The organism is Microbacterium soli, assembly GCF_039539005.1.
Taxonomy (GTDB): domain Bacteria; phylum Actinomycetota; class Actinomycetes; order Actinomycetales; family Microbacteriaceae; genus Microbacterium; species Microbacterium soli.
The window spans coordinates 457647-480589 of the sequence record NZ_BAABCP010000002.1 but is presented as its reverse complement, the minus strand read 5'-3'; the positions used below and the strand labels follow the sequence as shown (position 1 = coordinate 480589).

Annotated in this window: 21 protein-coding genes; 16 read left to right on the top strand and 5 right to left on the bottom strand. The window is 68.8% G+C overall.

Annotated elements, in window-relative coordinates; all coding sequences use genetic code 11:
* Nucleotides 1-36: 36 nt before the first annotated feature.
* From ABD770_RS14580 to ABD770_RS14565, 4 genes are all read right to left on the bottom strand, one after another.
* Complete coding sequence (locus ABD770_RS14580) at nucleotides 37-1752, bottom strand: ABC transporter family substrate-binding protein (protein WP_344820410.1); 1716 nt, start codon at nucleotides 1750-1752, stop codon at nucleotides 37-39.
* Between the two features lie 214 nt (nucleotides 1753-1966).
* Nucleotides 1967-3910 carry an ABC transporter ATP-binding protein gene (locus tag ABD770_RS14575; RefSeq protein WP_344820409.1) on the bottom strand — a complete coding sequence of 648 codons (1944 nt, stop codon included), beginning with the start codon at nucleotides 3908-3910 and terminating at the stop codon, nucleotides 1967-1969.
* Complete coding sequence (locus ABD770_RS14570) at nucleotides 3907-4839, bottom strand: ABC transporter permease (RefSeq protein WP_344820408.1); 933 nt, start codon at nucleotides 4837-4839, stop codon at nucleotides 3907-3909. Before ABD770_RS14570 ends, ABD770_RS14575 begins: the two co-directional genes overlap by 4 nt.
* Before the next feature lies 1 nt (nucleotide 4840).
* On the bottom strand, nucleotides 4841-5824 hold the full coding sequence (locus tag ABD770_RS14565; protein WP_344820407.1) for an ABC transporter permease: 984 nt from the start codon (nucleotides 5822-5824) through the stop codon (nucleotides 4841-4843).
* Nucleotides 5825-6080: 256 nt separating this feature from the next.
* On the opposite strand from ABD770_RS14565, the gene lepA reads away from it, so the two are divergent.
* From lepA to ABD770_RS14485, 16 genes are all read left to right on the top strand, one after another.
* Nucleotides 6081-7931, top strand: coding sequence for a translation elongation factor 4 (gene lepA / locus ABD770_RS14560; protein WP_344820406.1), 1851 nt, complete (start codon nucleotides 6081-6083; stop codon nucleotides 7929-7931).
* Nucleotides 7932-7985: 54 nt separating this feature from the next.
* Entirely contained in the window at nucleotides 7986-8636 is a 651-nt protein-coding gene (locus ABD770_RS14555; RefSeq protein ID WP_344820405.1) for a DUF1990 domain-containing protein, read from the top strand.
* On the top strand, nucleotides 8636-9877 hold the full coding sequence (gene hemW, locus ABD770_RS14550; RefSeq protein ID WP_344820404.1) for a radical SAM family heme chaperone HemW: 1242 nt from the start codon (nucleotides 8636-8638) through the stop codon (nucleotides 9875-9877). Before ABD770_RS14555 ends, hemW begins: the two co-directional genes overlap by 1 nt.
* A gap of 81 nt (nucleotides 9878-9958) precedes the next feature.
* Entirely contained in the window at nucleotides 9959-11002 is a 1044-nt protein-coding gene (gene hrcA / locus ABD770_RS14545; RefSeq protein WP_344820403.1) for a heat-inducible transcriptional repressor HrcA, read from the top strand.
* Between the two features lie 43 nt (nucleotides 11003-11045).
* A complete protein-coding gene (dnaJ, locus tag ABD770_RS14540; protein WP_344820402.1) occupies nucleotides 11046-12155 on the top strand; it encodes a molecular chaperone DnaJ in 1110 nt (369 codons plus the stop codon).
* 15 nt (nucleotides 12156-12170) lie between these two features.
* Nucleotides 12171-12899 (top strand): 16S rRNA (uracil(1498)-N(3))-methyltransferase, encoded by a 729-nt coding sequence (locus ABD770_RS14535; RefSeq protein WP_344820401.1) that lies wholly within the window; start codon nucleotides 12171-12173, stop codon nucleotides 12897-12899.
* Nucleotides 12900-12937: 38 nt separating this feature from the next.
* On the top strand, nucleotides 12938-13285 hold the full coding sequence (locus ABD770_RS14530; protein ID WP_344820400.1) for an HIT domain-containing protein: 348 nt from the start codon (nucleotides 12938-12940) through the stop codon (nucleotides 13283-13285).
* 67 nt (nucleotides 13286-13352) lie between these two features.
* The gene (locus tag ABD770_RS14525; protein ID WP_344820450.1) at nucleotides 13353-14378 is read left to right on the top strand and encodes a PhoH family protein; all 1026 of its coding nucleotides are present in this window, start codon (nucleotides 13353-13355) and stop codon (nucleotides 14376-14378) included.
* Complete coding sequence (gene ybeY / locus ABD770_RS14520) at nucleotides 14375-14833, top strand: rRNA maturation RNase YbeY (protein ID WP_344820399.1); 459 nt, start codon at nucleotides 14375-14377, stop codon at nucleotides 14831-14833. The genes ABD770_RS14525 and ybeY overlap by 4 nt, the downstream gene beginning before the upstream one ends.
* Nucleotides 14830-16122: a hemolysin family protein gene (locus ABD770_RS14515; RefSeq protein ID WP_344820398.1), complete on the top strand. Its 1293-nt coding sequence runs from the start codon at nucleotides 14830-14832 to the stop codon at nucleotides 16120-16122. Before ybeY ends, ABD770_RS14515 begins: the two co-directional genes overlap by 4 nt.
* The gene (gene era, locus ABD770_RS14510) at nucleotides 16115-17044 is read left to right on the top strand and encodes a GTPase Era (protein WP_344820397.1); all 930 of its coding nucleotides are present in this window, start codon (nucleotides 16115-16117) and stop codon (nucleotides 17042-17044) included. Before ABD770_RS14515 ends, era begins: the two co-directional genes overlap by 8 nt.
* The gene (locus tag ABD770_RS14505; RefSeq protein WP_344820396.1) at nucleotides 17044-17991 is read left to right on the top strand and encodes a quinone oxidoreductase family protein; all 948 of its coding nucleotides are present in this window, start codon (nucleotides 17044-17046) and stop codon (nucleotides 17989-17991) included. The genes era and ABD770_RS14505 overlap by 1 nt, the downstream gene beginning before the upstream one ends.
* A gap of 174 nt (nucleotides 17992-18165) precedes the next feature.
* The gene (gene leuA / locus ABD770_RS14500) at nucleotides 18166-19920 is read left to right on the top strand and encodes a 2-isopropylmalate synthase (protein WP_344820395.1); all 1755 of its coding nucleotides are present in this window, start codon (nucleotides 18166-18168) and stop codon (nucleotides 19918-19920) included.
* Between the two features lie 132 nt (nucleotides 19921-20052).
* Nucleotides 20053-20832 carry a DNA repair protein RecO gene (recO, locus tag ABD770_RS14495; protein ID WP_344820394.1) on the top strand — a complete coding sequence of 260 codons (780 nt, stop codon included), beginning with the start codon at nucleotides 20053-20055 and terminating at the stop codon, nucleotides 20830-20832.
* Nucleotides 20829-21626 (top strand): isoprenyl transferase, encoded by a 798-nt coding sequence (locus ABD770_RS14490; RefSeq protein ID WP_344820392.1) that lies wholly within the window; start codon nucleotides 20829-20831, stop codon nucleotides 21624-21626. The genes recO and ABD770_RS14490 overlap by 4 nt, the downstream gene beginning before the upstream one ends.
* A 62-nt stretch (nucleotides 21627-21688) precedes the next feature.
* Entirely contained in the window at nucleotides 21689-22363 is a 675-nt protein-coding gene (locus tag ABD770_RS14485; RefSeq protein ID WP_344820391.1) for a DsbA family oxidoreductase, read from the top strand.
* A gap of 34 nt (nucleotides 22364-22397) precedes the next feature.
* On the opposite strand, the gene ABD770_RS14480 is transcribed toward ABD770_RS14485, so the two are convergent.
* Nucleotides 22398-22901 (bottom strand): glutathione peroxidase, encoded by a 504-nt coding sequence (locus ABD770_RS14480; RefSeq protein ID WP_344820390.1) that lies wholly within the window; start codon nucleotides 22899-22901, stop codon nucleotides 22398-22400.
* Nucleotides 22902-22943: the final 42 nt, after the last annotated feature.

Sequence of the window (22943 nt, the reverse complement as noted above, 5' to 3'; positions counted from 1 at the left end):
GACGAACCACCGACCCCGCTCCGGAATCGGCCGGGCTTACTTCTCCCAGCCCACGTTCTCCACCGGCTGCACGCCGAACAGGTCCAGACCCACGTAGGGCTCTGGAGTCAGGTTGGCGAGACCCTTCTTGGCGGCGAAGATCGACGGACCGTTGTACAGCGGGATCAGGCCCCACTCCTTGAAGATCTCCGCCTCGAGGTCCATCGCCGCCGCGGTCTGCTTGACCGGGTCGGTGATCGACTCGACATCGTCGTGGATCTTCTGGTCGGTCTCGGCGTTCTGCACGCCTGAGAGGTTCAGACCCTGGTCCTGGCCGTACAGCTGGAAGAACCAGGCGGCACCGAACGGGTCGGAGGACGTGAACCTCAGGCTCGCGATGTCCCAGTTCTTGCTGTTGTAGTCCTCGGCGAACTTGTTGGACGGACGGACATCGATGTTCACCTCGATGCCGACCTCCTTCTCCGACTTCTGCAGCGACTGCGCGAGCGCGGCCTGCGTCGGGTCGTCGCTGAAGATCGGATACACGACGGAGAGTCGTTCGCCGTCCTTCTCACGGATGCCGTCGTCGCCGGCGACCCAGCCCGCGTCATCGAGCAGCTTGTTGGCGGCATCCGGGTCGTAGGCCCAGCCCGCCTTCTCGAGCGAGTTGCTGTAACCCGGCTGGAAGGAGAACAGGGTGAAGGACCCTGCGGGCTCCTCGGTGTAGTCCAGGCCGTTCCAGGCGATCTGCTTCTGCTGGTCGATGTTCACGGCCATGAAGAACGCCTGGCGGACGGCGACATCCTTGAACTGCGGCTTCTCGGCGTCGACCTCCAGCAGCGTGTTGGCCGTCTGCTGGGCGCGGTGGATGGTGATGTCGCTCATGTCGGCGACCTGTGCGAGCCGGTCCTTCGTGCCGACGCTGACCATGTCGACCTCGCCGTTCTTGAAGGCGTTGATCGAGGCCTGGGCGTCCATGCCCTTGAAGGTGACCTTGTCCAGCAGCGGCTTGTCGCCCCACCACTTGTCGTTCGGCTTGAACGAGATGAAGTCGGTGTTGGCGTCGAACTCGTCGACGGTGTACGGGCCGGCACCCCACTCGGCGTGCGGGTCGTCGATCATCGCCGTGTTGAACGTGTCCGGGTCGGCGAGCTTCGGGTGGATGACGCCGGTGAGGAACGGCATCTGCGGCCACGCGAACTCGCCCTTGAAGGTCACGATGGCGGTCTTGGGCGTATCGCCCTGCTCGACCTTCTCGATCTCCTTGTAGCCGTCGATGGCGTTGGGCACGAAGCCCTCGTCGTTGGAGCGGTTGGCCTTCCACGTGGCGTCGATGGCGGTCCAGTCCATGGGCGTGCCGTCGTTCCAGGTGGCCTCATCCGTGAACGTGAACGTGAGGACGGTCTTGCCGTCCTTGATCTCGTTGTCCCAGACGTCGAGGTAGTCGTCGTTCTTGTACGGCGTGCCGTCCGGCTCCATCAGCAGGATCTGGGGCATGTACCACGATGCGACTCGCGCGGTGTCGGCGCTGGCGTCTCCGTTGAACGCGTTCAGCTGCTCCGGGATCTCGTTGATCGGGAAGTTGACCGTGCCGCCCTCCTGGAGGTTCTCCCTCGGCTGGGGGTTGTAGTCGGCCGCCTGGGTCTCCGGGGCCTTGTCGCCCCCGTTGTCGCCGCCGTCACCGGTGTTTCCGGTGTCGGACGCGCAGCCGCTCAGAACGAGCGCGAAGGCGCCTGTGAGTGCCAGCGCCCCCATCAGCTTGTGCTGTTTCATGGTGCTCCTTTCGCCTTTCGGCGTGTCATAGAAGGGACACTAGTTCGCCCCACTCCCTCTCCGCCGGGTCTGTGAGTGAATCGTGACTAACTGTTATGGGACGGTGACCCGGGGGACAGGGCGCGGCGCCGCGGACGGCGCCGTCGGTGCATGCCGATCGGGCCCTGGCACGTGCTCCCGCAGGTGCCGGTGGCGTGGTCGCACCGCCGCGTGCTCAGACGGTCGCGGGACGCGTGCTCATCGTCTCGGGGTCGAACACCACCCGCTGCCGGGTGCGCTCCACGTCCGGATCGGGCACGGGGATCGCCGAGAGCAGCGCCTGCGTGTACGGGTGCTGCGGATCGTCGAACACGTCGTCGACGTCGCCGATCTCGACGAACTCGCCGAGGTACATCACCGCCACGCGGTCGGCGATGTGGCGGATGACCGACAGGTCGTGCGCCACGAACAGGTACGACAGGCCGAGTTTCGCCTTCAGCTCGTCCAGCAGGTTGATGACACCGGCCTGGATCGACACGTCCAGGGCCGACACGGGCTCGTCGAGGACGACGATCTTCGGGTTGGTCGACAGTGCGCGGGCGATTCCGATGCGCTGCCGCTGCCCTCCCGAGAAGGCGCCGGGGAAGCGGTCCCGGTGCGCGGGGTTCAGCCCCACCAGGTCCATGAGCTCCTGGACGCGGTCGTGGATCTCGTCCCGGCCCATGCCGATGGCGCGCATGGGCTCCGCGATGATGTCGGTCACCGTCATCCGGGGGTCCAGGGCGCCCATCGGATCCTGGAAGACGATCTGGATGTCGTGACGGAGCTCGCGCTCGCGCTTGCGGCCGTGCAGCTCGTTCACGCTGGTGCCTGCGATGACGATGTCGCCGTCGGTCTGCTTCTCGAGGTCCATGATCTGCAGGAGCGTGGTGGTCTTGCCGGAGCCGGACTCGCCGACGATGGCCATCGTCTCGCCCTCGCGGACATCGAAGCTGATGCCCTTGACGGCCTGCACCTCGCCGACCTTGCGCTTGAAGAGGGCGCCCTTGAGCAGGGGGAACGTCTTGCGGAGGTTGCGCACCTCGAGCGTGACAGGCCGCTCCTCGCGCGGTGTGCGGGTCAGCTCGCTCTCGTGCAGTTCGACGGGCGGGTACACCGGCAGTCCGCCGATGAGTCCGTCCGCACCGATCTCGTCGGCGCGGATGCACGCCGCCAGATGCCGGTCGCCGCTCTCGGAGGCCACCGGCACGAGATCCGGCTCACGGCGGTGGCAGGCGTCGATCGCGATCGGGCACCGCGCGGCGAACGGGCAGGCGTCGGGGAGGTCGATCAGCAGGGGCGGATTGCCCTTGATGGGGGTCAGGGGGACCTTCTCGACCTTGTCCACGCGGGGGATGGCCCCCAGCAGTCCGATCGAGTACGGCATCCGGGTGTTGTGGAAGAGCTCGTGCGCCGGGGCGTGCTCGACGGGCTTGCCCGCGTACATGACCATGACATCGTCGGCGGTGCGGGCGACCACGCCCATGTCGTGCGTGATCATGATCACGGCCGCGCCGGTCTCGTCCTGCGCCTTCTCGATGAGGTCGAGGATCTGCGCCTGGATGGTGACGTCCAGCGCCGTGGTCGGCTCGTCGCAGATGATCAGGCGCGGGTTGTTGGCCATCGCGATCGCGATGACCACACGCTGCCGCATACCGCCGGAGAACTCGTGCGGGAACGACTTCATCCGCCGTTCCGGGTTGCTGATGCCGACGACGCTCAGCAGCTCCATCGCCCGTGTCCAGGCCTCGCTCTTGGACATCCCGCGATGCGCCGTGAGCGCCTCGACGAGCTGGTCGCCGATCGTGAACACGGGGGTCAGGGACGTCAGAGGGTCCTGGAAGACCATGGCCATGCCGTTGCCGCGGATCATCGACATCTGCCTGTCGGTCTTGCCCAGCAGCTCCTCGTCCTCGAAGCGGATGGAGCCGGTGACCTTGGCGTTCTCGTCCAGCAGGCCCATGATGGCCAGCGAGGTGACGGACTTCCCGGAGCCGGACTCGCCGACGATGCCGAGGGTCCTGCCTGCCTCCAGGTCGAAGGAGACACCGCGGACCGCGTCGACGCGGCCCGCCTCGGAGGCGAAGCTGACGGTGAGGTCGCGGACGGACAGGACGGTGTTCGAAGGTGCAGTGCTCATGCGCGGCCTCCCGCCGCCGAAGTGGGGTCGAGGGCATCGCGCAGGCCGTCGGCGACGAGCGCCATCGACACGGTCAGCAGCGTCAGCGCCAGCGCGGGGAAGTAGAACAGCCAGGGGGCGCTGGTCACGCTCGCCGCGCCGTAGCCGATCAGCGAGCCCAGCGACACGTCGGGCAGCTTCACGCCGAACCCGATGAACGACAGGCCGGTCTCCGTCATCACGGCCGTGACGACGCCGAGTGTGAAGTTGATGACCAGCAGCGAGCCGATGTTCGGCACCAGATGACGCATCACGATGGTCATCCCGCGCACGCCCATGTACCGCGCCGCATCGACGTACTCCCGCTCGCGGAGGGACAGCGCCAGCGTCCAGATGACGCGGGCGGGGAAGAACCAGCTGACGAAGATCATCGCGAGCGAGATCACCCGCCAGTCGCCGCCGGCGTCGTTGGAGACCAGCGCGAGGATGAGGAAGGTCGGCACCACCATGAGGAAGTGGATGACGATGAGGGTCCCCTGCTCGATCCGGCCGCGGAAGTACGCGGCCGCGGTGCCCACCACGGCGGACAGCGCCGTGACGCCGACCGACACCGTGACGGCGATCATGAGGGAGCGCTGCAGGCCGACGGCCGTCTGCAGCCAGTTGTCGTTGCCCGCCGCGTTCGTCCCGAACCAGTGCTCGGGGGAGGGGCCGGTGGACAGGTTCAGGAAGTCCTGATCGTCGATCGAGTACGGCGTGAGGATCGGCACGATGATGGAGTAGAGCACCATCAGGATGAAGATCACGATGCCGGCGACGGCCGGCTTGTTGCGCAGGAAGCGCCGGGTGTACAGCGACCACTTGCTCAGCTGCTTGCCGGGGATCCGCTCGGCGGTGGTGTCGGGGCCCACGGCGGGCTGGACGGTCGGATCGATCATGTCCGCGCTCATGTCAGCTCACTCTCACTCTCGGGTCCAGAACCACGACGGCGATGTCCGCGAGCAGAGCGCCAATCGCGGTCAGCACGGCGCCGAAGGCCGCGATGGCGACCACCCCGTGGATGTCGTTCCCGTTGATGGTGGTCAGGAAGTAGCGGCCCATGCCCTGCCAGGCGAAGATCGTCTCGGTCAGGATGCCGCCGGTGAAGATCGCGGGGATCGAGAACGCGACCTGCGTGGCGACGGGGATCAGCGAGGTGCGCAGCGCGTGCCGGCGGATCGCCTGCTGCTTGGTCAGCCCCTTCGCGCGGGCGGTGCGCACGTAGTCGGCGCTGATGTTGTCCAGCAGGAGCGTGCGCTGCAGGAAGTGGATGCTCGCGTACTGGATGACGACGAGCGCGACGGTCGGCAGGATCAGATGCTGGAGCGCATCGATGAGCACGGGGAAGAACCCCGTCACTCCCTCCGTCGCCGACCCCGTCACGTAGAACACGCGGGTGCCGACCCAGTTGTTGAAGTTGATGGCGAGGATCACCACAGCCAGGCCCGCGACGATGATGTTGATGTTCATCGTGATGATCGAGATGCCCTGCCAGATGCGGTCCCCGAGCTTGTACTGGCGGGATGCCGTGTACACGCCGATCCAGATTCCCAGCAGGGTGGCGATGATCGTCGCCCCCAGCACGAGCTCGGCGCTCACCCACATCCGGAAGGCCACCTGGTCGTTGACCGATCCGCCCGTCGGGCTCACACCCCAGTCCCACCGCAGCAGGATCCCGGTGAACCAGGTCCACCACCGGTCGATCAGCGGGACGGTCGCGTCGAGATTGCGCGGGCGGAGCAGGTTCTCGATCTGCTCCGGGCTCATCGGCGGCTTGCGGCCGACGTAGTTGCTGCGCGGATCGAGGAAGGACCACGCCAGGAAGTAGGTGACGTTGGTCGCGACCACGATCATCAGCAGCCAGCCGAGTGTCCGGCGCACGAGATACTTGATCAAGGTGGTGATTCCTTCTCTTGTTCAGCGCGCGCGGGATCTGCCGACGCAGCACTGGGTCGGGATGACATTCAAGCACCATCCGCACGCCGGCGCACGCCTTATGGGACGTCGGTCGCGACGGAGTCCTGTGTTCGATGACATCCGGTCCCGGGGTGCCGGGATGACTTCGCGAGACTATCACCGGGTTGCGCGAATGGGGGATTCGACGCCCGGATCGTAGACTTGCGGGAACCCGTTCGGCCGCACCGAGGACCACATGTCACCCCGCGCACTCACTCCGCTGTCGCCCGCCGCGACGCCCGCCACCCAGATCCGCAACTTCTGCATCATCGCCCACATCGATCACGGCAAGTCCACTCTCGCCGACCGGATGCTGCAGATCACCGGCGCGGTGGCGGACAGGGACATGCGCGCGCAGTACCTGGACCGGATGGACATCGAACGCGAGCGCGGGATCACCATCAAGAGCCAGGCGGTGCGGATGCCGTGGGAGACCGCGGGGGAGACCTACGCGCTCAACATGATCGACACCCCGGGACACGTCGACTTCACGTATGAGGTGTCGCGTTCGCTGGCCGCCTGCGAGGGTGCGATCCTGCTCGTGGACGCCGCTCAGGGCATCGAGGCGCAGACGCTCGCGAACCTGTACCTCGCCCTGGAGAACGACCTCACCATCATCCCGGTGCTCAACAAGATCGACCTGCCCGCCGCCGACCCCGACAAGTTCGCCAGGGAACTGGCCGACCTCATCGGCGGCAGCCCCGACGACGTGCTGCGGGTGTCGGGCAAGACCGGCGTCGGGGTGGAGGCCCTGCTCGATCGCATCGTCACCGAGATCCCCGCGCCGGTGGGACAGGTCGACGCCCCCGCCAGAGCGATGATCTTCGACTCGGTCTACGACGCGTATCGGGGCGTGGTGACGTACGTGCGCATGGTGGACGGCAGACTCGAGCCGCGTGAGCGGCTCACCATGATGTCGACGAAGACCACCCACGATCTGCTCGAGATCGGGGTGTCCAGCCCTGAGCCCATCCCCACGCAGGGCCTCGGCGTCGGCGAGGTGGGCTACCTCATCACCGGCGTGAAGGACGTGCGTCAGTCGAAGGTGGGCGACACCGTCACGACGGCGCGCGTCCCCGCATCCGAGCCCCTGCCCGGCTACACCGACCCCAAACCGATGGTGTTCTCGGGCATCTACCCGATCGACGGCAGCGACTACGCCGAGCTGCGCGAGGCGCTCGACAAGCTCAAACTCTCCGATGCGTCGCTGCAGTATGAGCCGGAGACCTCCGTCGCGCTGGGATTCGGGTTCCGGTGCGGTTTCCTGGGGCTGCTGCACCTGGAGATCATCACCGAGCGGCTCTCGCGCGAGTTCGGGCTCGACCTGATCACCACGGCGCCCAGCGTCGTGTACGAGGTCACCACCGACACGGGGGAGACGGTCGTGGTCACCAACCCCAGCGAATACCCGGACGGCCGGGTCGCCTCCGTGTCCGAGCCCATGGTGAAGACCGCCATCCTGCTGCCCAAGGACTATGTCGGCACGGTCATGGAGCTGTGCCAGTCCCGGCGCGGCTCCCTGCTGGGCATGGAGTACCTCTCCGAGGAGCGCGTCGAGCTGCGGTACAACATGCCCCTCGGCGAGATCGTCTTCGACTTCTTCGACCAGCTCAAGTCCAAGACCCAGGGGTACGCATCCCTGGACTACGAGCCGGCGGGTTCGCAGGAGGCCGACCTCGTCAAGGTCGACATCCTCCTGCAGGGGGAGAAGGTCGACGCGTTCAGCTCGATCGTGCACCGCGACAAGGCGTACGCCTACGGCACCATGATGGCGGAGCGGCTGCGCAAGCTCATCCCGCGCCAGCAGTTCGAAGTGCCGATCCAAGCGGCCATCGGTGCGCGCATCATCGCGCGCGAGACCATCCGCGCGATCCGCAAGGACGTGCTCGCGAAGTGCTACGGCGGGGACATCAGCCGTAAGCGCAAGCTGCTGGAGAAGCAGAAGGAGGGCAAGAAGCGGATGAAGATGGTCGGCCGCGTCGAGGTGCCGCAGGAGGCGTTCATCGCCGCGCTGTCCGGCGACGTCGAGGGCAAGGCCAAGAAGTAGAAACGGCGACCTGTCTGCGCGTCGCACCCAGGCTGGTCGCCTAGGCTGGTGCTCATGCGTCGCGGGACATTCCGAGAAGGCACGGTGGACTACGCCGCGGTCGGTGCGACTCGTGCGCCCGACCTCATGCACTACCCGCCGGAGCACAGCATCCCGGCGGAGGAGTCCTGGCGCATCGGCAGCGGTGAGGAGCGGTTCCGCTCGGCGGGCGAGGCGCTGCTGTCATGGACCGCGCAGCGCGCGGCCGGGCTCCAGCTGAGCGACGTGCGCCCTGCCGCCGGGGACATGTACACCGGCGTGAGCTTCGACGCCGACGGCGTGCCGATCGCGCCCAGCCGCAGCCATGTCGAGCAGCGCTACGACGCGGAGGGCACGCCGCTGGTGGCCCCCGGGATGACGCTCAGAGTGCGCGGCCGTGTGAAGGGCATGCGGGCGGACGCCGAGCTTCGCGTCATCTCGGTCACGGAGGAGCGGCGCCGCATCGGCTTCGTGCTGGGCACCGTCGGCGGATCCGTGGTCAGCGGTGAGGAATCGTTCGACATCGACTGGCGTGACGACACGGACGAGGTGTGGTTCACCGTGCGCGCCTTCGACTCGCCCACCTCGGTGATGTACCGGCTTCCCGGCATGGTGCGTCGTCGTCGGCGAGAGCTGTTCTCCCGCTACCTGCGGGCCATCTCGCCGCTGTACGCGACACCCGTCTGATGGGCGGGCCGTTGCCGGAGGGAGATCCGGCGCCCTCCGACGGTCGTCTTCCCTCCACCGTGCGCGTCGACGCGTCGACGCCGTTCTCCGCGTACCTTCATGTGCCGTTCTGCCGCGTCCGATGCGGCTACTGCGACTTCAACACGTACACCGCGACCGAGCTGCGCGGGGCGCGGCAGGACGAGTACGCCGACACGCTGATCCGTGAGATCGATCTCGCCCGCCGCGTGCTGACGGACGTCGGCGCACTGCGACCGATGGACACCGTCTTCTTCGGAGGGGGCACGCCCACGCTGCTGCCCCCCGGCGATCTGGCGCGCATGCTGCACGCGGCCACCGGTGCGTTCGGCATCCGGGAGGGCGCGGAGGTGACCGTTGAGGCGAACCCCGACACCGTCACGCCCGAGGTCGTCGACACGCTGCGCGAGGCCGGCGTGAACCGGCTCTCCATCGGCATGCAGTCCGCCGTCCCGCACGTGCTGGCGGCGCTGGATCGCACCCATCGACCCGAGAACGTGCGCACGGCCGTGCAGGCCGCGCGCGCCGCGGGGCTCGCGGTGAGTGTCGACCTCATCTACGGCGCGCCCGGCGAGACGCTTGCGGACTGGGAGCGCTCGCTGGAGGCCGCACTGGAGCTGGAACCCGATCACATCTCCGCCTACGCCCTCATCATCGAGGACGGCACGAAGCTGGCCCGTCAGATCCGACGCGGCGAGGTGCCCGCTCCCGATGACGATCTGCAGGCCGACATGTATGAGAGCGCGGATCGGCGGCTGACCGACGCGGGGTTCTCGTGGTATGAGGTCAGCAACTGGGCCAGGTCGGACGCCGGTTCCGCGACGCCCTCCCCGCACAGATCCCGCCACAATCTGGCGTACTGGCGGGGATACGACTGGTGGGGCTTCGGGCCCGGCGCGCACAGCCACGTCGCGGGGGTGCGCTGGTGGAACGTGAAGCACCCCGCAGCATACGCACAGCGCCTCGCGCTCGAGGAGTCGCCCGCCGCAGGACGCGAGCAGCCGGACGCGCAGGCGCGCACCCTGGAGCGCGTGCTGCTGCGCAGCAGGCTCGCCGAGGGCCTGTCCATCGCCGATATCGCCGAGAGCCACCGTGGGCGCGTCGCCGAGCTGATCTCCGACGGACTGATCGATCCGGCCTCCGCGCTGCGCGACAGGCGGGTGCGCCTGACCCTGCGCGGGCGGCTGCTGGCGGATGCCGTCGTGCGCGCGCTCACGGACTGACACCCGCCGCTCCCGGGCTCCTCGGCTTCGCGAGCGGGTAGGATTGGCACTCGGAAGGTTGGAGTGCCAGCGGGAGGGATGATGGTCACAGAACGAGGACTCGAAGTCCTCCGCGCGATCGTGCAGGACTACGTCGCCACCCACGAGCCGGTGGGAAGCAGGGCGATCGTCGAGCGGCACGCCTTCGGCGTCTCCGCCGCGACCATCCGCAACGACATGGCGCAGCTGGAGGACGAGGAGCTCATCGTCGCGCCGCACACCTCGTCGGGACGGGTGCCCACCGACAAGGGGTACCGGGTCTTCGTCGACCATCTCGCGCAGGTGCGCCCGCTCTCGGCCGGCCAGCGCAACGCCATCGAGACGTTCCTGTCCGACCCCGCCGATCTCGACGACCTGATGGCGCGCACCGTGCGCGTGCTGACGCGGCTGACCGGTCAGGTGGCGCTCGCGCAGTACCCCTCCTTCGCGCAGGCGAACATCACCCACATCGAGCTGGTGGCCCTGGCATCCGACCGGATGCTGGTGGTGCTCGTGACCGACGCCGGTGGCGTCTCGCAGCGGATCGCCCCGCTGCCGGTCGATCTCGACGAGGCCGACACAGCCGTGCTGCGGGCCCGACTGGCATCACTCATCACCGGTCGTGCCGTCAGCGAGGCGGCCGAGCGGATCCAGCAGCCGGGCGGTGCGGAGCGGATCACGACGGCACCGCGTCTGCAGCCTGCGCTGCAGGCGCTGACCGGGGTCATCTCCGAGGAGCTCGCGGAGTTCCGGCACGAGCGACTGGTGATGGCGGGGGCGGCGACCCTCGCACGCCGCGAGCAGGACTTCCGCGGCAGCATCCATCCGCTCCTGGAGGCCATCGAGGAGCAGGTGACATTGCTGCGGCTGATGAGCGAGATGGTCACCGACGAGCACGGTCTGGCCACCAGCATCGGCACCGAGAACGCGCCGTTCGGGCTCGGGGAGGCCTCCATCGTCGCCAGCAACTACGCCACCCCCGGCGGGATGGCGCGCGTCGGCGTCATGGGGCCGACCCGGATGGACTACCCGAGCAACCTCGCCGCGGCCCGCGCGGTGGCGCGCTACCTGTCGCGCCTGCTCGAGGAGGACGGAGCCGCCCGCTGATGCGGACGGCCGCACACACGCACGCACACGCAGAAAGGTGATCGTGGCGGACCATTATGAAGTCCTCGGGGTGTCCCGTGACGCTTCCCAGGAGGAGATCAAGAAGGCGTACCGCAAGCTCGCGCGGCAGCTGCACCCCGACGTGAACCCGGGGGCCGAGGCCTCCGAGAGGTTCAAGCTCGTCACGCACGCCTATGACGTGCTGGGAGACGAGGAGTCCCGCCGACGCTACGACATGGGTGGGGGCGAGCATGACGGCGGCTTCGCGGGCTTCGGAGGTTTCGGGGACATCTTCGAGACGTTCTTCGGCGGGGCGGGAGGCGGTCGCTCGGGCCGTCCGCGATCGCGACGCGAGCGCGGAGAGGACGCCCTCGTGCGTGTCGACCTCGAGCTCGGCGACGTCGTGTTCGGTGCGCACCGCGATATCGAGGTCGACACGGCCGTGCTGTGCGAGACCTGTCAGGGCAGCTGCTGCCAGCCCGGCACCTCGCCGACCACGTGCGACGTGTGCGGCGGCTCCGGCCACGTGCAGCGTCAGGTGCGCAGCCTGCTCGGCAACGTCGTCACCACGCAGCCGTGCGGCTCCTGCGAGGGGTTCGGCACACGGATCGAGTCGCCGTGCGGCGCCTGCGCGGGCCAGGGGAGGGTGCGCACCCGGCGCACCGTGTCGCTCGACATCCCGGCGGGCGTCGAGACCGGCCTTCGCCTGCAGCTGCCCGGTTCGGGCGCCGTCGGCCGTGCCGGCGGCCCCAACGGCGACCTGTACGTCGAGGTGACCGTCGCCCCTCATCCGGTGTTCAGCCGCGACGGCGATGATCTGCTGGCGACCCTCGAGGTGTCGATGGCGGATGCCATCCTCGGCACCACGACCCGCATCGACGGGCTGGACGGGGAGGTCGACCTGGAGATCAGACCGGGAGTCCAGTCCGGTGATGTGCTGACCATCGGCGGCCGGGGCGTGACGCCGCTGCGCGGCAGCCAGCGCGGTGACCTGCGTGTGGGCGTGCAGGTGGTCACGCCCACGAAGCTCGATTCCGCCCAGCGCCGCCTCATCGAGGACTTCGCGAAGAAGACGAAGGCGCCGGGACCGCGGCTCGCGCAGTTCCAGCAGGGGCTGTTCTCCAAGCTGCGCGACCGCTTCCGCAGTCACTGACGGACCGAGGACGCCATGGCGCTGCACTTCATCGTCCCCGGATGCACGGATGCCGCCGTCGGCGAGCTCGTCGATCTCACCGGTGCGGAGGCCAAGCACGCCTCCGTGGTGCGGCGTGTGCGTGTGGGGGAGAGCGTCACACTCGGAGACGGCCGCGGCGTCTGGCTGTCCGGTGTCGTCGAGGACGTCTCCGCCGCGCGCGTCAGCGTCCGCATCGGGGCGCGCAGCCGGCATGACGCTCCCGAGACGCGCATCCTGCTCGCACAGGCGCTGGCCAAGGGCGACCGTGACGAGCTCGCCGTGCAGGCGGCCTGCGAGCTGGGCGCGGACGGCATCATCCCCTGGCAGGCCGCGCGCAGCATCTCCCGGTGGGCGGGACCCAAGGCCGTGAAAGGGCGGGAGCGCTGGGCGAGCATCGTCCGCGAGGCGGCCAAGCAGGCACATCGGCCGTGGGTCCCCGAGGTGGCGGAGATCGAGTCCACGGCGCGTCTGGCGCAGAGGGCCGTCGGTGCGAGGATGCTGGTCCTCGACCCATGGACGCGGAACAGGCTCTCCACCGTCCGACCCGATGGCCGCGACGTCATCCTCGTCGTCGGGCCGGAGGGCGGCATCGCTCCCGAGGAGCTGGAGCTCCTCGAGGGTGCGGGCGCGGAGCGGGTGCGACTGGGCGACACGGTGCTGCGCACCTCGACGGCCGGCCCCGCGGCGATCGCGGTGCTCTCCGGCGTCTTCGGCCGCTGGTGACGGACGTCGACGCAGCCGCGCTCACTAGACTGGGCACCATGACAGAGCCCTCGATCTTCACGCGCATCCTGAACGGGGAGATCCCCGGAGAGATCCTCGCGCGGACCGACCGGGTCTTCGCGATCCGCGACATCAATCCGCAGGCCCCCGTGCACGTGCTGGTGATCCCTGTGACCGAGCAGTACCGCGATGTGACAGAGCTCGCCGCCGGCGACCCCGGTCTGCTGGCGGAGATGGTGGCCATGGCCAAGCAGATCGCCACGGAGCACGCCGACGGCGAGTATCGTCTGATCTTCAACAACGGCGCCCGCGCCGGCCAGTCCGTCTTCCACGTGCACGCCCACGTGCTCGCGAACATCGAGGAGAGCAGACTCGTTGGCTTCTGACGATTCCGTCCCGCGGTTCCCCGCACAGCCCGAGCGCACCGAGCGCATCTTCGCCGACGGCGTCGCCATGGTGCAGCTGCTCGGACCGCAGGACCGACTGCTGCGGATGCTGGAGAAGCAGCACCCGCGCGTGCAGGTGCTGGTCCGGGGCAACGAGATCAGCCTCGGCGGTGCGGACGCCGACGTCGAGGCCGCCAAGCGGCTGGTCGAGGAGCTCCTGGAGATGACCCGCTCCGGCCAGAGCCTCGCCCCCTCGGACGTCGAGCGGTCGGCGCGCATCCTCGCGCAGGACGAGGGCATCCGGCCCAGCGAGGTGCTCAGCGAGGCGATCCTCTCCACCCGCGGGCGGGTGATCCGCCCGAAGACGCTCGGGCAGAAGGAGTACGTCGACGCGATCGAGGAGAACACCATCGTGTTCGGGATCGGGCCGGCGGGCACCGGCAAGACCTACCTCGCGATGGCCAAGGCCGTGCAGGCGCTGCAGCGCAAGGAGGTGCAGCGCATCATCCTCACGCGCCCGGCCGTCGAGGCGGGGGAGCGGCTGGGGTTCCTGCCCGGTTCGCTCACCGACAAGATCGACCCGTACCTGCGCCCGCTGTACGACGCCCTCAACGAGATGATGGATCCGGAGATCGTGCCGCGCCTCATGGCGACGGGGACCATCGAGGTCGCGCCGCTCGCCTACATGCGCGGACGCACGCTCAACGACTCCTTCGTCGTGCTCGACGAGGCGCAGAACACCACACCGGAGCAGATGAAGATGTTCCTGACCCGGCTCGGCTTCGGCACGAAGATGGTCGTCACCGGCGACATCACGCAGATCGACCTGCCGCAGGGCGCATCGGGGCTGCGGCTGGTGACGAGGGTGCTCAGCGATGTCGACGACATCCACTTCTCGCGTCTGACCAGTGAGGACGTCGTCCGGCACTCCCTGGTCGGCCGCATCATCGACGCGTACAGCGAGTATGACGAGCGGCGCACCGCCGCCCGCGTCGAGCGGGAACAGGCGCACGAGTTCGCGAACCGCGCCGAACGGCGCTCGGGGCTGCGCGGCACTCCGAGAGACCGCATGCCGAGACGAGGCCTGGAATGATCGAGATCAACAACGAGTCGGCCATCACGATCGATGAGACCGTCCTGCAGCGGCTCACGGACTTCAACCTCGCGCAGCTGCATGTCAGCGCGGACGCCGAGGTCGCCATCGTGCTCGTCGACGAGGGCGCCATGGAGGCCCTCCACGTGCAGTGGATGGACGAACCCGGCCCCACCGATGTGCTGAGCTTCCCGATGGACGAGCTGCGACCGGGAAGTCCCGACCGTCCGACGCCCGCCGGACTGCTCGGCGACATCGTGCTGTGCCCTCAGGTCGCCGAGACCCAGGCGCAGGCCGCCGGCCACAGCCTCATGGACGAGCTGATCCTGCTCACCACGCACGGCCTGCTGCACCTGCTGGGATTCGATCACGCCGAGCCCGAAGAGGAGCGTGAGATGTTCGGGCTGCAGAAGTCGCTCATCGACGACTTCGCCCGCGCCGAGCGACACCGATGACACCGGCGTTCCTGCTCGCGGCCGCTGTGCTGCTGGTGGCCTTCGGAGGACTGATGGCCGCCGTGGACGCCGCGTTCTCGGTGACGTCCCGATCCGATCTGGAGGAGCTCGCCGACCAGGGCCGCAGCGCCGATGCCCTGCGTGCCATCGCCGCGGATCCCGACCCGCACGTCAACGCCGTCGCCTTCATGCGCGTGCTCGCCGAGACCACCGCCGCGGTGCTGGTGACCGTCGCCCTGGACGCGCTGCTGCCCAGCATCTGGTGGGCCATGCTCGCTGCGGCGCTGCTGATGACGGGAATCACCTTCGTCCTCGTCGGCGCGAGCCCGCGCTCCTTCGGCCGCGCGCACGCCGAAGGACTGCTGCGCGTGTGGGCGCCCACCGCGCGGGGCGTGCGGATGCTGCTCGGTCCGCTCGCGCAGACACTGGTGCGGGCGGGTCAGAGGGTCACACCGGGAGTCGGGCGCAGCAGTTTCGCCTCCGAGGAGCAGCTGCTGAGCATGGTCGACGAGGCCGCGTCGAACGACCTCATCGAGGAGGACGACAGGGACCTCATCCACTCCGTGTTCGACTTCACCGATCAGTTCGTGCGGGCCGTGATGGTGCCGCGCACGGAGATGCTGACGGTGGACGCCGCCGCGGTGACCACCGAGGCGATGGATCTGTTCCTGCGCAGCGGCGTCTCCCGGATGCCGGTCGTGGACGACGACGCCGACGATGTCGTCGGCGTGCTGTACCTGAAGGACCTCGTGCAGTTCGCCTACCGCGACGAGAGCGCGTGGCGGGGGGCGCCCGTGCGCCCCATCGCGCGTCCGGCGGTGTTCGTTCCCGAGTCGATGCGCGCCGAGACGCTGCTGCAGCAGATGAAGCGCGACGCCGTGCACGTGTGCATCGTCGTCGACGAGCACGGCGGGATCTCGGGGCTCGTCACCCTCGAAGACCTCATCGAGGAGCTGGTGGGCGAGATCGCCGACGAGTACGACCGCGGACCGGCCGAGGTGGTCGATCTCGGCGGCGGCCGCTACCGCGTCAACTCCCGACTTCCGTTGGAGGACGTCGGCGACCTGTTCGGCCTCGAGCTCGAGGACGAGGAGGTCGACTCGATCGGCGGGCTGCTGGGCAAGGCGCTCGGGCGGATCCCGCAGCCCGGCGACACGGCATCCGTCGGCGGACTCGTGCTCACCGGGGGCGCGTCACGCGGCCGCGGCCGCGGCATCGCGACGGTGTTCGTGGAGCGGGTGCCGGAGGAGAGCGCGGACAAGGACGGCGAAGGAGACGGCGATGACTGAGCAGGACCGGGCGGACGGAGTCCCGCGCAGCGGGTTCGTGACCTTCGTGGGGCGGCCGAACGTCGGCAAGTCCACGCTCACCAACGCGCTGGTCGGCGAGAAGATCGCCATCACCAGTGAGAAGCCGCAGACCACCAGACGGGCCATCCGCGGCGTCCTGAACCGCCCCGGCGGGCAGCTCGTGATCGTCGACACCCCCGGCATCCACAAGCCGCGGACCCTCCTCGGCGAGCGGCTGAACGACCTCGTGGAGCAGGTCCTCGGAGATGTCGACGTCATCGGGTTCTGCGTGCCGGCGACGGAGAGGATCGGCCCGGGGGACCGTCGTATCGCCGCATCGCTGGACGGCTACCCCCGGGCGAAGAAGGTCGCGATCGTCACCAAGACGGATGCCGCGGAACGGGACGAGGTCGTCGAGCGCCTCGTGGAGGTCGACGCGCTGCGCGAGGACTGGGCGGCCGTCATCCCGCTGTCCGCCGTCGATGAGGGGCAGATGGGCCGCGAGCAGCTGCACGTGCTCGCCGATGAGATCCTGGGCCTGATGCCCGAAGGACCACGGCTGTACGAGGACGGCGTGGTCACCGACGAATCCCTGTCCGACCGCATCGCAGAGGTCATCCGCGAGGCGGCGCTGGAGGGCGTGCGCGACGAGCTGCCGCACTCCATCGCGGTCGTGGTCGACGACATCGAGCCGCGCGAGGACGGCGACCTCACCGACGTGTATGCGTCGATCGTCGTCGAGCGGGACAGCCAGAAGGCCATCATCATCGGCAGGAAGGGCTCACGGCTGCGAGACGTCGGATCCGAGGCCCGGCACGGGATCGAGGAGCTGGTGGGCACGCGCGTGTTCCTCAAGCTGCACGTACGGGTCGCCAAGGACTGGCAGCGCGACCCCAAGCAGCTCGGCAGACTGGGCTTCTGATGGGCCGTCGCTGGGTGGCCGGGAGCTGGGGGAGCCCCGACGACTGGCGACTGGTCGAGTACGAGGCGCCCGCACCCGGCCCGGGGGAGGTCACCATCCGCATCCGCGCGGCGGGCGTCAACCCCGCCGACGCCAAGCACCTCGCGCGCCCGCGCCCGGGGCTCGAGCTTCCCGCGCCGATCGGCTACGAGGTCTCCGGCCTGCTCGCCGCCGCCGGGCCGGGCACGGAGATCACGACGGGGCCGGCCTCCGTCGGCGACGAGGTCGTCGCCTTCCGCGTCCGCGGCGGCTACGCGACGGAGATCACCGTTCCCGCGCAGACGGTGCTGCGCAAGCCCGCCGGCCTCACGCATGCGGAGGCGGCGAATCTGCTGCTGGCGGGCACGACGGCGGCCGATATGCTGCGTGTCGTCGCCGCGCAGCCGGGGGACCTCGTGCTGCTGCACGGCGCGTCGGGTGCGGTGGGTCTCAGCCTCCTGCAGCAGGCGGCGCTGCGCGGCATCCGTGTGATCGGCACGGCGAGCCCGGGCAGGTTCGATGCGGTGCGGGCGTTCGGCGGCACTCCGGTCGCGCACGGCGATGGTCTGCACGGCCGCGTCGTACGCGCACTGGCGGATGGCGGGGCATCGCGCATCGATGCGGCGCTGGATGCTGTCGGGACGGACGAGGCCGTGGAGGTGTCGCTGGCGCTGGTCCCGGACCGCGCGCGCATCGTCACCATCGTCGCGGTCGCTGCCGCAGCCGAGCACGGATTCCGCGCCATCTCGGGCTCGCAGCCCGGCAGTGCGCGTTTCCGCGACGAGGTCCGCGAGCCGCTCGTCGCCCTCGCCGAGCAGGGTCTGCTTCAGGTGCCGGTGGCGCACGAGTATCCGCTGGATCAGGCACCGCAGGCGCTGCGGATGCTGGCATCCGGGCACCCCGGCGGCAAGGTCGCCCTGATCCCCTGAGCGCGCGGATCGACGCACAGTGAGCGAAATGCCAAGTGTGGTGTTAGCATCGAAGCATGCCTCTGGGCGGTCTGCTTCTTCTTAGCTGCCGTGACGAGTCCTGATCTTCGGGCCCTCTCGTCGCGGCGCTGGTGTTGGCCTGAGCACATTTCCTGACGAAGAGAAGCACACATCATGAAGAACACCCAGAAGTCGTCGACGATGCCGATCCACAAGTATCGGCCCTTCCACGAGCAGATCCGGGTCGATCTCCCCGACCGCACCTGGCCCTCGAAGCGGATCACCGAGGCGCCCCGCTGGTGCGCCGTCGATCTGCGCGACGGAAACCAGGCCCTCATCGATCCCATGTCGCCCGAGCGCAAGCGCGTCATGTTCGAACTGCTGGTCGGCATGGGCTACAAGGAGATCGAGGTGGGCTTCCCGTCCGCCAGCCAGACCGACTTCGATTTCGTGCGCCAGCTGATCGACGAGGACCTCATCCCCGACGACGTCACCATCCAGGTGCTCACGCAGTGCCGGGAGCACCTCATCGAGCGCACGTACGAGGCCATCAGGGGCGCGAAGCAGGCCATCGTGCACTTCTACAACTCCACGAGCGTGCTGCAGCGCGAGGTCGTGTTCCGCGCCGACCGTGAGGGCGTCAAGCAGATCGCGCTCGACGGCGCCCGGCTGTGCCGCAGGCTGGAGAAGACGATCCCCGACACCGAGGTCTACTACGAATACTCGCCTGAGAGCTACACGGGCACCGAGCTGGAGTACGCCGTCGAGGTCTGCAACGCCGTGCTGGAGGTGCTCGAGCCGACCCCGGACCGCAAGGTCATCATCAACCTGCCCGCCACCGTCGAGATGGCCACGCCCAACGTGTACGCCGACTCGATCGAGTGGATGGGGCGCCACCTGAACCACCGCGAGAACGTGATCCTGTCCCTGCATCCGCACAACGACCGCGGCACGGCGATCGCGGCCGCCGAGCTCGGCTACCTGGCCGGTGCCGACCGCATCGAGGGCTGCCTGTTCGGCAACGGCGAGCGGACCGGGAACGTCGACCTCGTGGCACTGGGCGTCAACCTGTTCACGCAGGGCATCGACCCCCAGATCGACTTCAGCGACATCGACCAGGTCAAGCACACCGTCGAATACTGCAATCAGCTGCGGGTCCCCGAACGGCACCCGTGGGTCGGGGATCTGGTCTTCACGGCGTTCAGCGGCTCGCACCAGGACGCCATCAAGAAGGGCTTCGAGTCGATGGCGGCCAAGGCCGAGGCCGAGGGCGCAGCCGTCGACGACATCGAATGGGCCGTGCCGTACCTGCCCGTCGACCCGAAGGACCTCGGCCGCTCCTACGAGGCGGTCATCCGGGTCAACTCGCAGTCCGGCAAGGGCGGCGTCGCCTACCTGCTGAAGACCGACCACGCTCTGGACCTGCCGCGGAAGCTGCAGATCGAGTTCTCCGCCGTCGTGCAGGCCAAGACCGACGCGGAGGGCGGCGAGGTCACCAGCGACGAGATCTGGTCGATCTTCACCGACGAGTACCTGCCGGCTGATGAGGCGGATGCGAAGTGGGGGCGCTTCGAACTGCTGGGCACGCAGACCCGCAGCGACATGACCGGCGAGGTGTCGCTGGAGGTCGTGCTGCGAGACGGCGAGGAGCGCGTCGAGACGGCCGGCCGTGGCAACGGCCCCATCGCCGCGTTCATCGAGATCCTTCGAGCGCGCGGCTTCGACGTGTCGCTGTACGACTACGTGGAGCACACCATGTCCAGCGGAGGCGATGCGCAGGCCGCGGCCTACGTGGAGCTGCAGGTCGACGACCACAGGCTGTGGGGAGTCGGCATCGACGGAGACATCTCGACGGCCTCGCTCAAGGCCATCGTGTCGTGCGTGAACCGCTCGATCCGCACCCGTGAGGCGCAGCTCGTCGAGGCGTGATCGACGGATCATCCCGATCTGTCCTCGATGATCGGGACGGTCCCCGTCTCCGTCGCCCCCTCCGCCGGTGCAGTCGGCGCTGCCGCCGGAAGCCGGAGGCGAACGTGGCCGCGCGCGGGGGATAATCGTTGCGTGCCCACCTATCGAGACGAAGCGGTGATCCTGCGCACCCACAAACTGGGCGAGGCTGACCGCATCGTGACTCTGCTGTCACGGCGTAACGGCAGGATCCGCGCGGTGGCGAAGGGCGTGCGACGCACCTCCTCGAAGTTCGGTGCACGGCTGGAGCCCTTCATGGTCGCCGACCTGCAGCTGTACCGGGGGCGTTCGCTGGACATCGTGCAGCAGGCCGACTCCCTGGGCGCCTACGGAGCGGACATCGTCGTGGACTACGAGCGGTTCACGGCGGCCAGTGCCATGGTCGAGACCGCCGACAGGCTCAACGAGGCGGAGGCCACCGCATCCCAGTACCTGCTGCTCGTGGGCGGCCTGCGCTCTTTGTCGCGCGGTGAGCACGAGCCCCGCAGCATCCTGGACTCCTACCTGCTGCGCGTCATGGCGCTGTCGGGATGGGCTCCGTCCCTCGATGACTGCGCGCGCTGCGGAGCCCCCGGCCCGCATGCGCATTTCGGTCCGCAGCTGGGGGGTGCGGTGTGCGACGAATGCGCGCCCGCCGGCAGTCCGCGCATCGCCGCGTCGACGCTCGCTCTGCTGAGCGCGCTCATGAGCGGTGACTGGGAGGCCGTGGACACGGCGAGCCCCGCTGACGCGGCGGCGGCGGCCGGGACCGTCGCCGCCTACGCGCAGTGGCATCTCGAACGCGGCATCCGTTCCCTGGAGCACGTGGCGGGGGCGGACCGGCCGCTCCCGCCCGGTCGTCCGGCCCCGCTTCGACGACAAGGAGCACCGTGACACCGAAGCCCTACACGCACAAGGATGCGGTGCCGTTCCGTCCGCTGGACTGGACGGGCCTCCATCCGCCGGAGTTCTCCGCCGTGCCCGAGCACGTCGCGATCGTCATGGACGGCAACGGGCGCTGGGCGAACCGACGCGGGCTCAACCGCATCGAGGGTCACAAGGCCGGCGAGGAGGTGCTGCTGGACGTCGTCGCCGGGGCCATCCAGGCGGGTGTGAAGCACCTGTCGGTGTACGCCTTCTCGACGGAGAACTGGGCGCGCTCCCCGGAGGAGGTCCGCTTCCTGATGGGGTACAACCGTGACGTGCTGCATCGCAGACGCGACCAGCTCAACGAATGGGGCGTGCGCGTGCGGTGGGCGGGCCGGCGGCCGCGGCTGTGGGGATCGGTGATCAGGGAGCTGCGGTTCGCGGAGCAGCTCACACGGGACAACGACGTGCTGACGCTGACCATGTGCGTGAACTACGGCGGGCGCGTCGAGCTCGTCGACGCGATGCGCTCCCTCGCCGAGGACGTCCGTGCCGGGCGACTGAAGCCGAGCGCGATCACGGAGAAGCAGATCCGTCGTCGACTGTACGTGCCCGACATGCCCGATGTGGACCTGTTCCTGCGCAGCTCGGGGGAGCAGCGCACCTCCAATTTCCTGCTGTGGCAGGCCGCGTACGCCGAGATGGTCTTCCTCGACACGCTGTGGCCGGACTTCTCCCGCGAGGAGCTGTGGCGGGCGATCGAGATCTACCTGTCGCGCGACCGGCGCTTCGGAGGCGCCGTGGACGCGCCGCAGACGTGACAGCGCGCAGCGCGTCTGCGCGCTGCGGAATAGTCGTCCCTCCTCTGCTGTTGGGTGAAGGTGTGAGCGAACCCATCTCCATCGACATCTGGTCCGACGTCGCGTGCCCGTGGTGCTACATCGGCAAGCGCAATCTCGAGAAGGGCCTGGCGGCCACCGCGGGTGATGACGACGCACCGCAGGTGAGCATCACCTTCCACTCCTTCCAGCTTCAGCCGGATGCCGAGGTCGACTTCGACGGTACGCACGACGAGTACCTGGCCAAGCACGTCGGGATGAGCCCCGAGCAGGCGGCGGCGTCCGCGCAGCGGCTGACGCAGCTGGGGGCGCAGGCGGGGCTGGAGTATCACTTCGACACCGTCAAGCAGACCAACACGTTCTCCGCGCACGAGCTGCTCCACTTCGCCAAGGCGAAGGGCCTCCAGCACGAGATGAAGGAGCGCCTGATGGCCGCGCACTTCACCGAGGGGCGCCACGTCGGGCACGTCGACGACCTCGTCGAGCTGGCCGTGGAGGTCGGCCTCGATGCCGATGAGGTGCGCGCGGCGCTGGAGGCGAGGGAGTACGCCGATGCGGTGCGCTCCGACATCGCTCAGGCGCGCGCCTTCGGCATCAACGGGGTGCCGTTCTTCGTGATCGACGGGAAGTACGGCGTCAGCGGTGCTCAGCCGCCGGAGGCGTTCGAGAACGTCATCCGTGACGTGTGGGCCAAGAAGGATCTCGCTGCGGCCGAGTAGAGGCCGCCGGGCCTGCGCGATCCGTCGTGCGGGCTCAGCGCCCGGCCGATTCCAGGGCTCTCTCGATCGCCGAGACGATCTCCGGCGCATCCGGACGCTGCTTGGGCCGGAATCGCTGGACCGAGCCGTCCGCACCCACCAGGAACTTCTCGAAGTTCCACTCCACTCGTCCCGCCCTGCCGTCGGCATCCTGCGCCTGCTTGAGCGCCTTGTACAGGTCATGCGCGCCTCGCCCGTTGACCTTGATCTTCTCGTTCACGGGGAAGGAGACGCCGTACGTGGTGGAGCAGAACTCGAGGATCTCCTCCATCGAACCCGGCTCCTGACCCATGAACTGGTTGCAGGGGAAGCCCAGCACCGTGAAGCCGCGATCGCCGTACTCGCGCTGGAGCTGCTCGAGCTGCTCGTACTGCGGGGTCAGGCCGCACTTGGAGGCCACGTTGACGACCAGCACGACGTCCGCGCCGTAGTCGTCGAGCGTCCTCTCCGCACCGTCGGCCGAGGAGAACGGGATCTGTCGGATCGTCGAATCGGTCATGTGCACAGCCTAGGTCAGCGGAGCCCGAACCGGGCGTGGTCT

Excerpts from the sequence above, each read along its gene's own strand:
- ABD770_RS14480 (WP_344820390.1), bottom strand. The coding sequence starts at position 22,901 with ATGACCGATTCGACGATCCGACAGATCCCGTTCTCCTCGGCCGACGGT.
- leuA (WP_344820395.1), top strand. The coding sequence starts at position 18,166 with ATGAAGAACACCCAGAAGTCGTCGACGATGCCGATCCACAAGTATCGG.
- ABD770_RS14570 (WP_344820408.1), bottom strand. The coding sequence starts at position 4,839 with ATGAGCGCGGACATGATCGATCCGACCGTCCAGCCCGCCGTGGGCCCC.
- ABD770_RS14515 (WP_344820398.1), top strand. The coding sequence starts at position 14,830 with ATGACACCGGCGTTCCTGCTCGCGGCCGCTGTGCTGCTGGTGGCCTTC.
- ABD770_RS14580 (WP_344820410.1), bottom strand. The coding sequence starts at position 1,752 with ATGAAACAGCACAAGCTGATGGGGGCGCTGGCACTCACAGGCGCCTTC.
- era (WP_344820397.1), top strand. The coding sequence starts at position 16,115 with ATGACTGAGCAGGACCGGGCGGACGGAGTCCCGCGCAGCGGGTTCGTG.
- ABD770_RS14535 (WP_344820401.1), top strand. The coding sequence starts at position 12,171 with ATGGCGCTGCACTTCATCGTCCCCGGATGCACGGATGCCGCCGTCGGC.
- ABD770_RS14555 (WP_344820405.1), top strand. The coding sequence starts at position 7,986 with ATGCGTCGCGGGACATTCCGAGAAGGCACGGTGGACTACGCCGCGGTC.
- ABD770_RS14525 (WP_344820450.1), top strand. The coding sequence starts at position 13,353 with ATGGTGCAGCTGCTCGGACCGCAGGACCGACTGCTGCGGATGCTGGAG.
- ABD770_RS14530 (WP_344820400.1), top strand. The coding sequence starts at position 12,938 with ATGACAGAGCCCTCGATCTTCACGCGCATCCTGAACGGGGAGATCCCC.
- hrcA (WP_344820403.1), top strand. The coding sequence starts at position 9,959 with ATGGTCACAGAACGAGGACTCGAAGTCCTCCGCGCGATCGTGCAGGAC.
- ABD770_RS14575 (WP_344820409.1), bottom strand. The coding sequence starts at position 3,910 with ATGAGCACTGCACCTTCGAACACCGTCCTGTCCGTCCGCGACCTCACC.
- ybeY (WP_344820399.1), top strand. The coding sequence starts at position 14,375 with ATGATCGAGATCAACAACGAGTCGGCCATCACGATCGATGAGACCGTC.
- ABD770_RS14505 (WP_344820396.1), top strand. The coding sequence starts at position 17,044 with ATGGGCCGTCGCTGGGTGGCCGGGAGCTGGGGGAGCCCCGACGACTGG.
- lepA (WP_344820406.1), top strand. The coding sequence starts at position 6,081 with ATGTCACCCCGCGCACTCACTCCGCTGTCGCCCGCCGCGACGCCCGCC.
- hemW (WP_344820404.1), top strand. The coding sequence starts at position 8,636 with ATGGGCGGGCCGTTGCCGGAGGGAGATCCGGCGCCCTCCGACGGTCGT.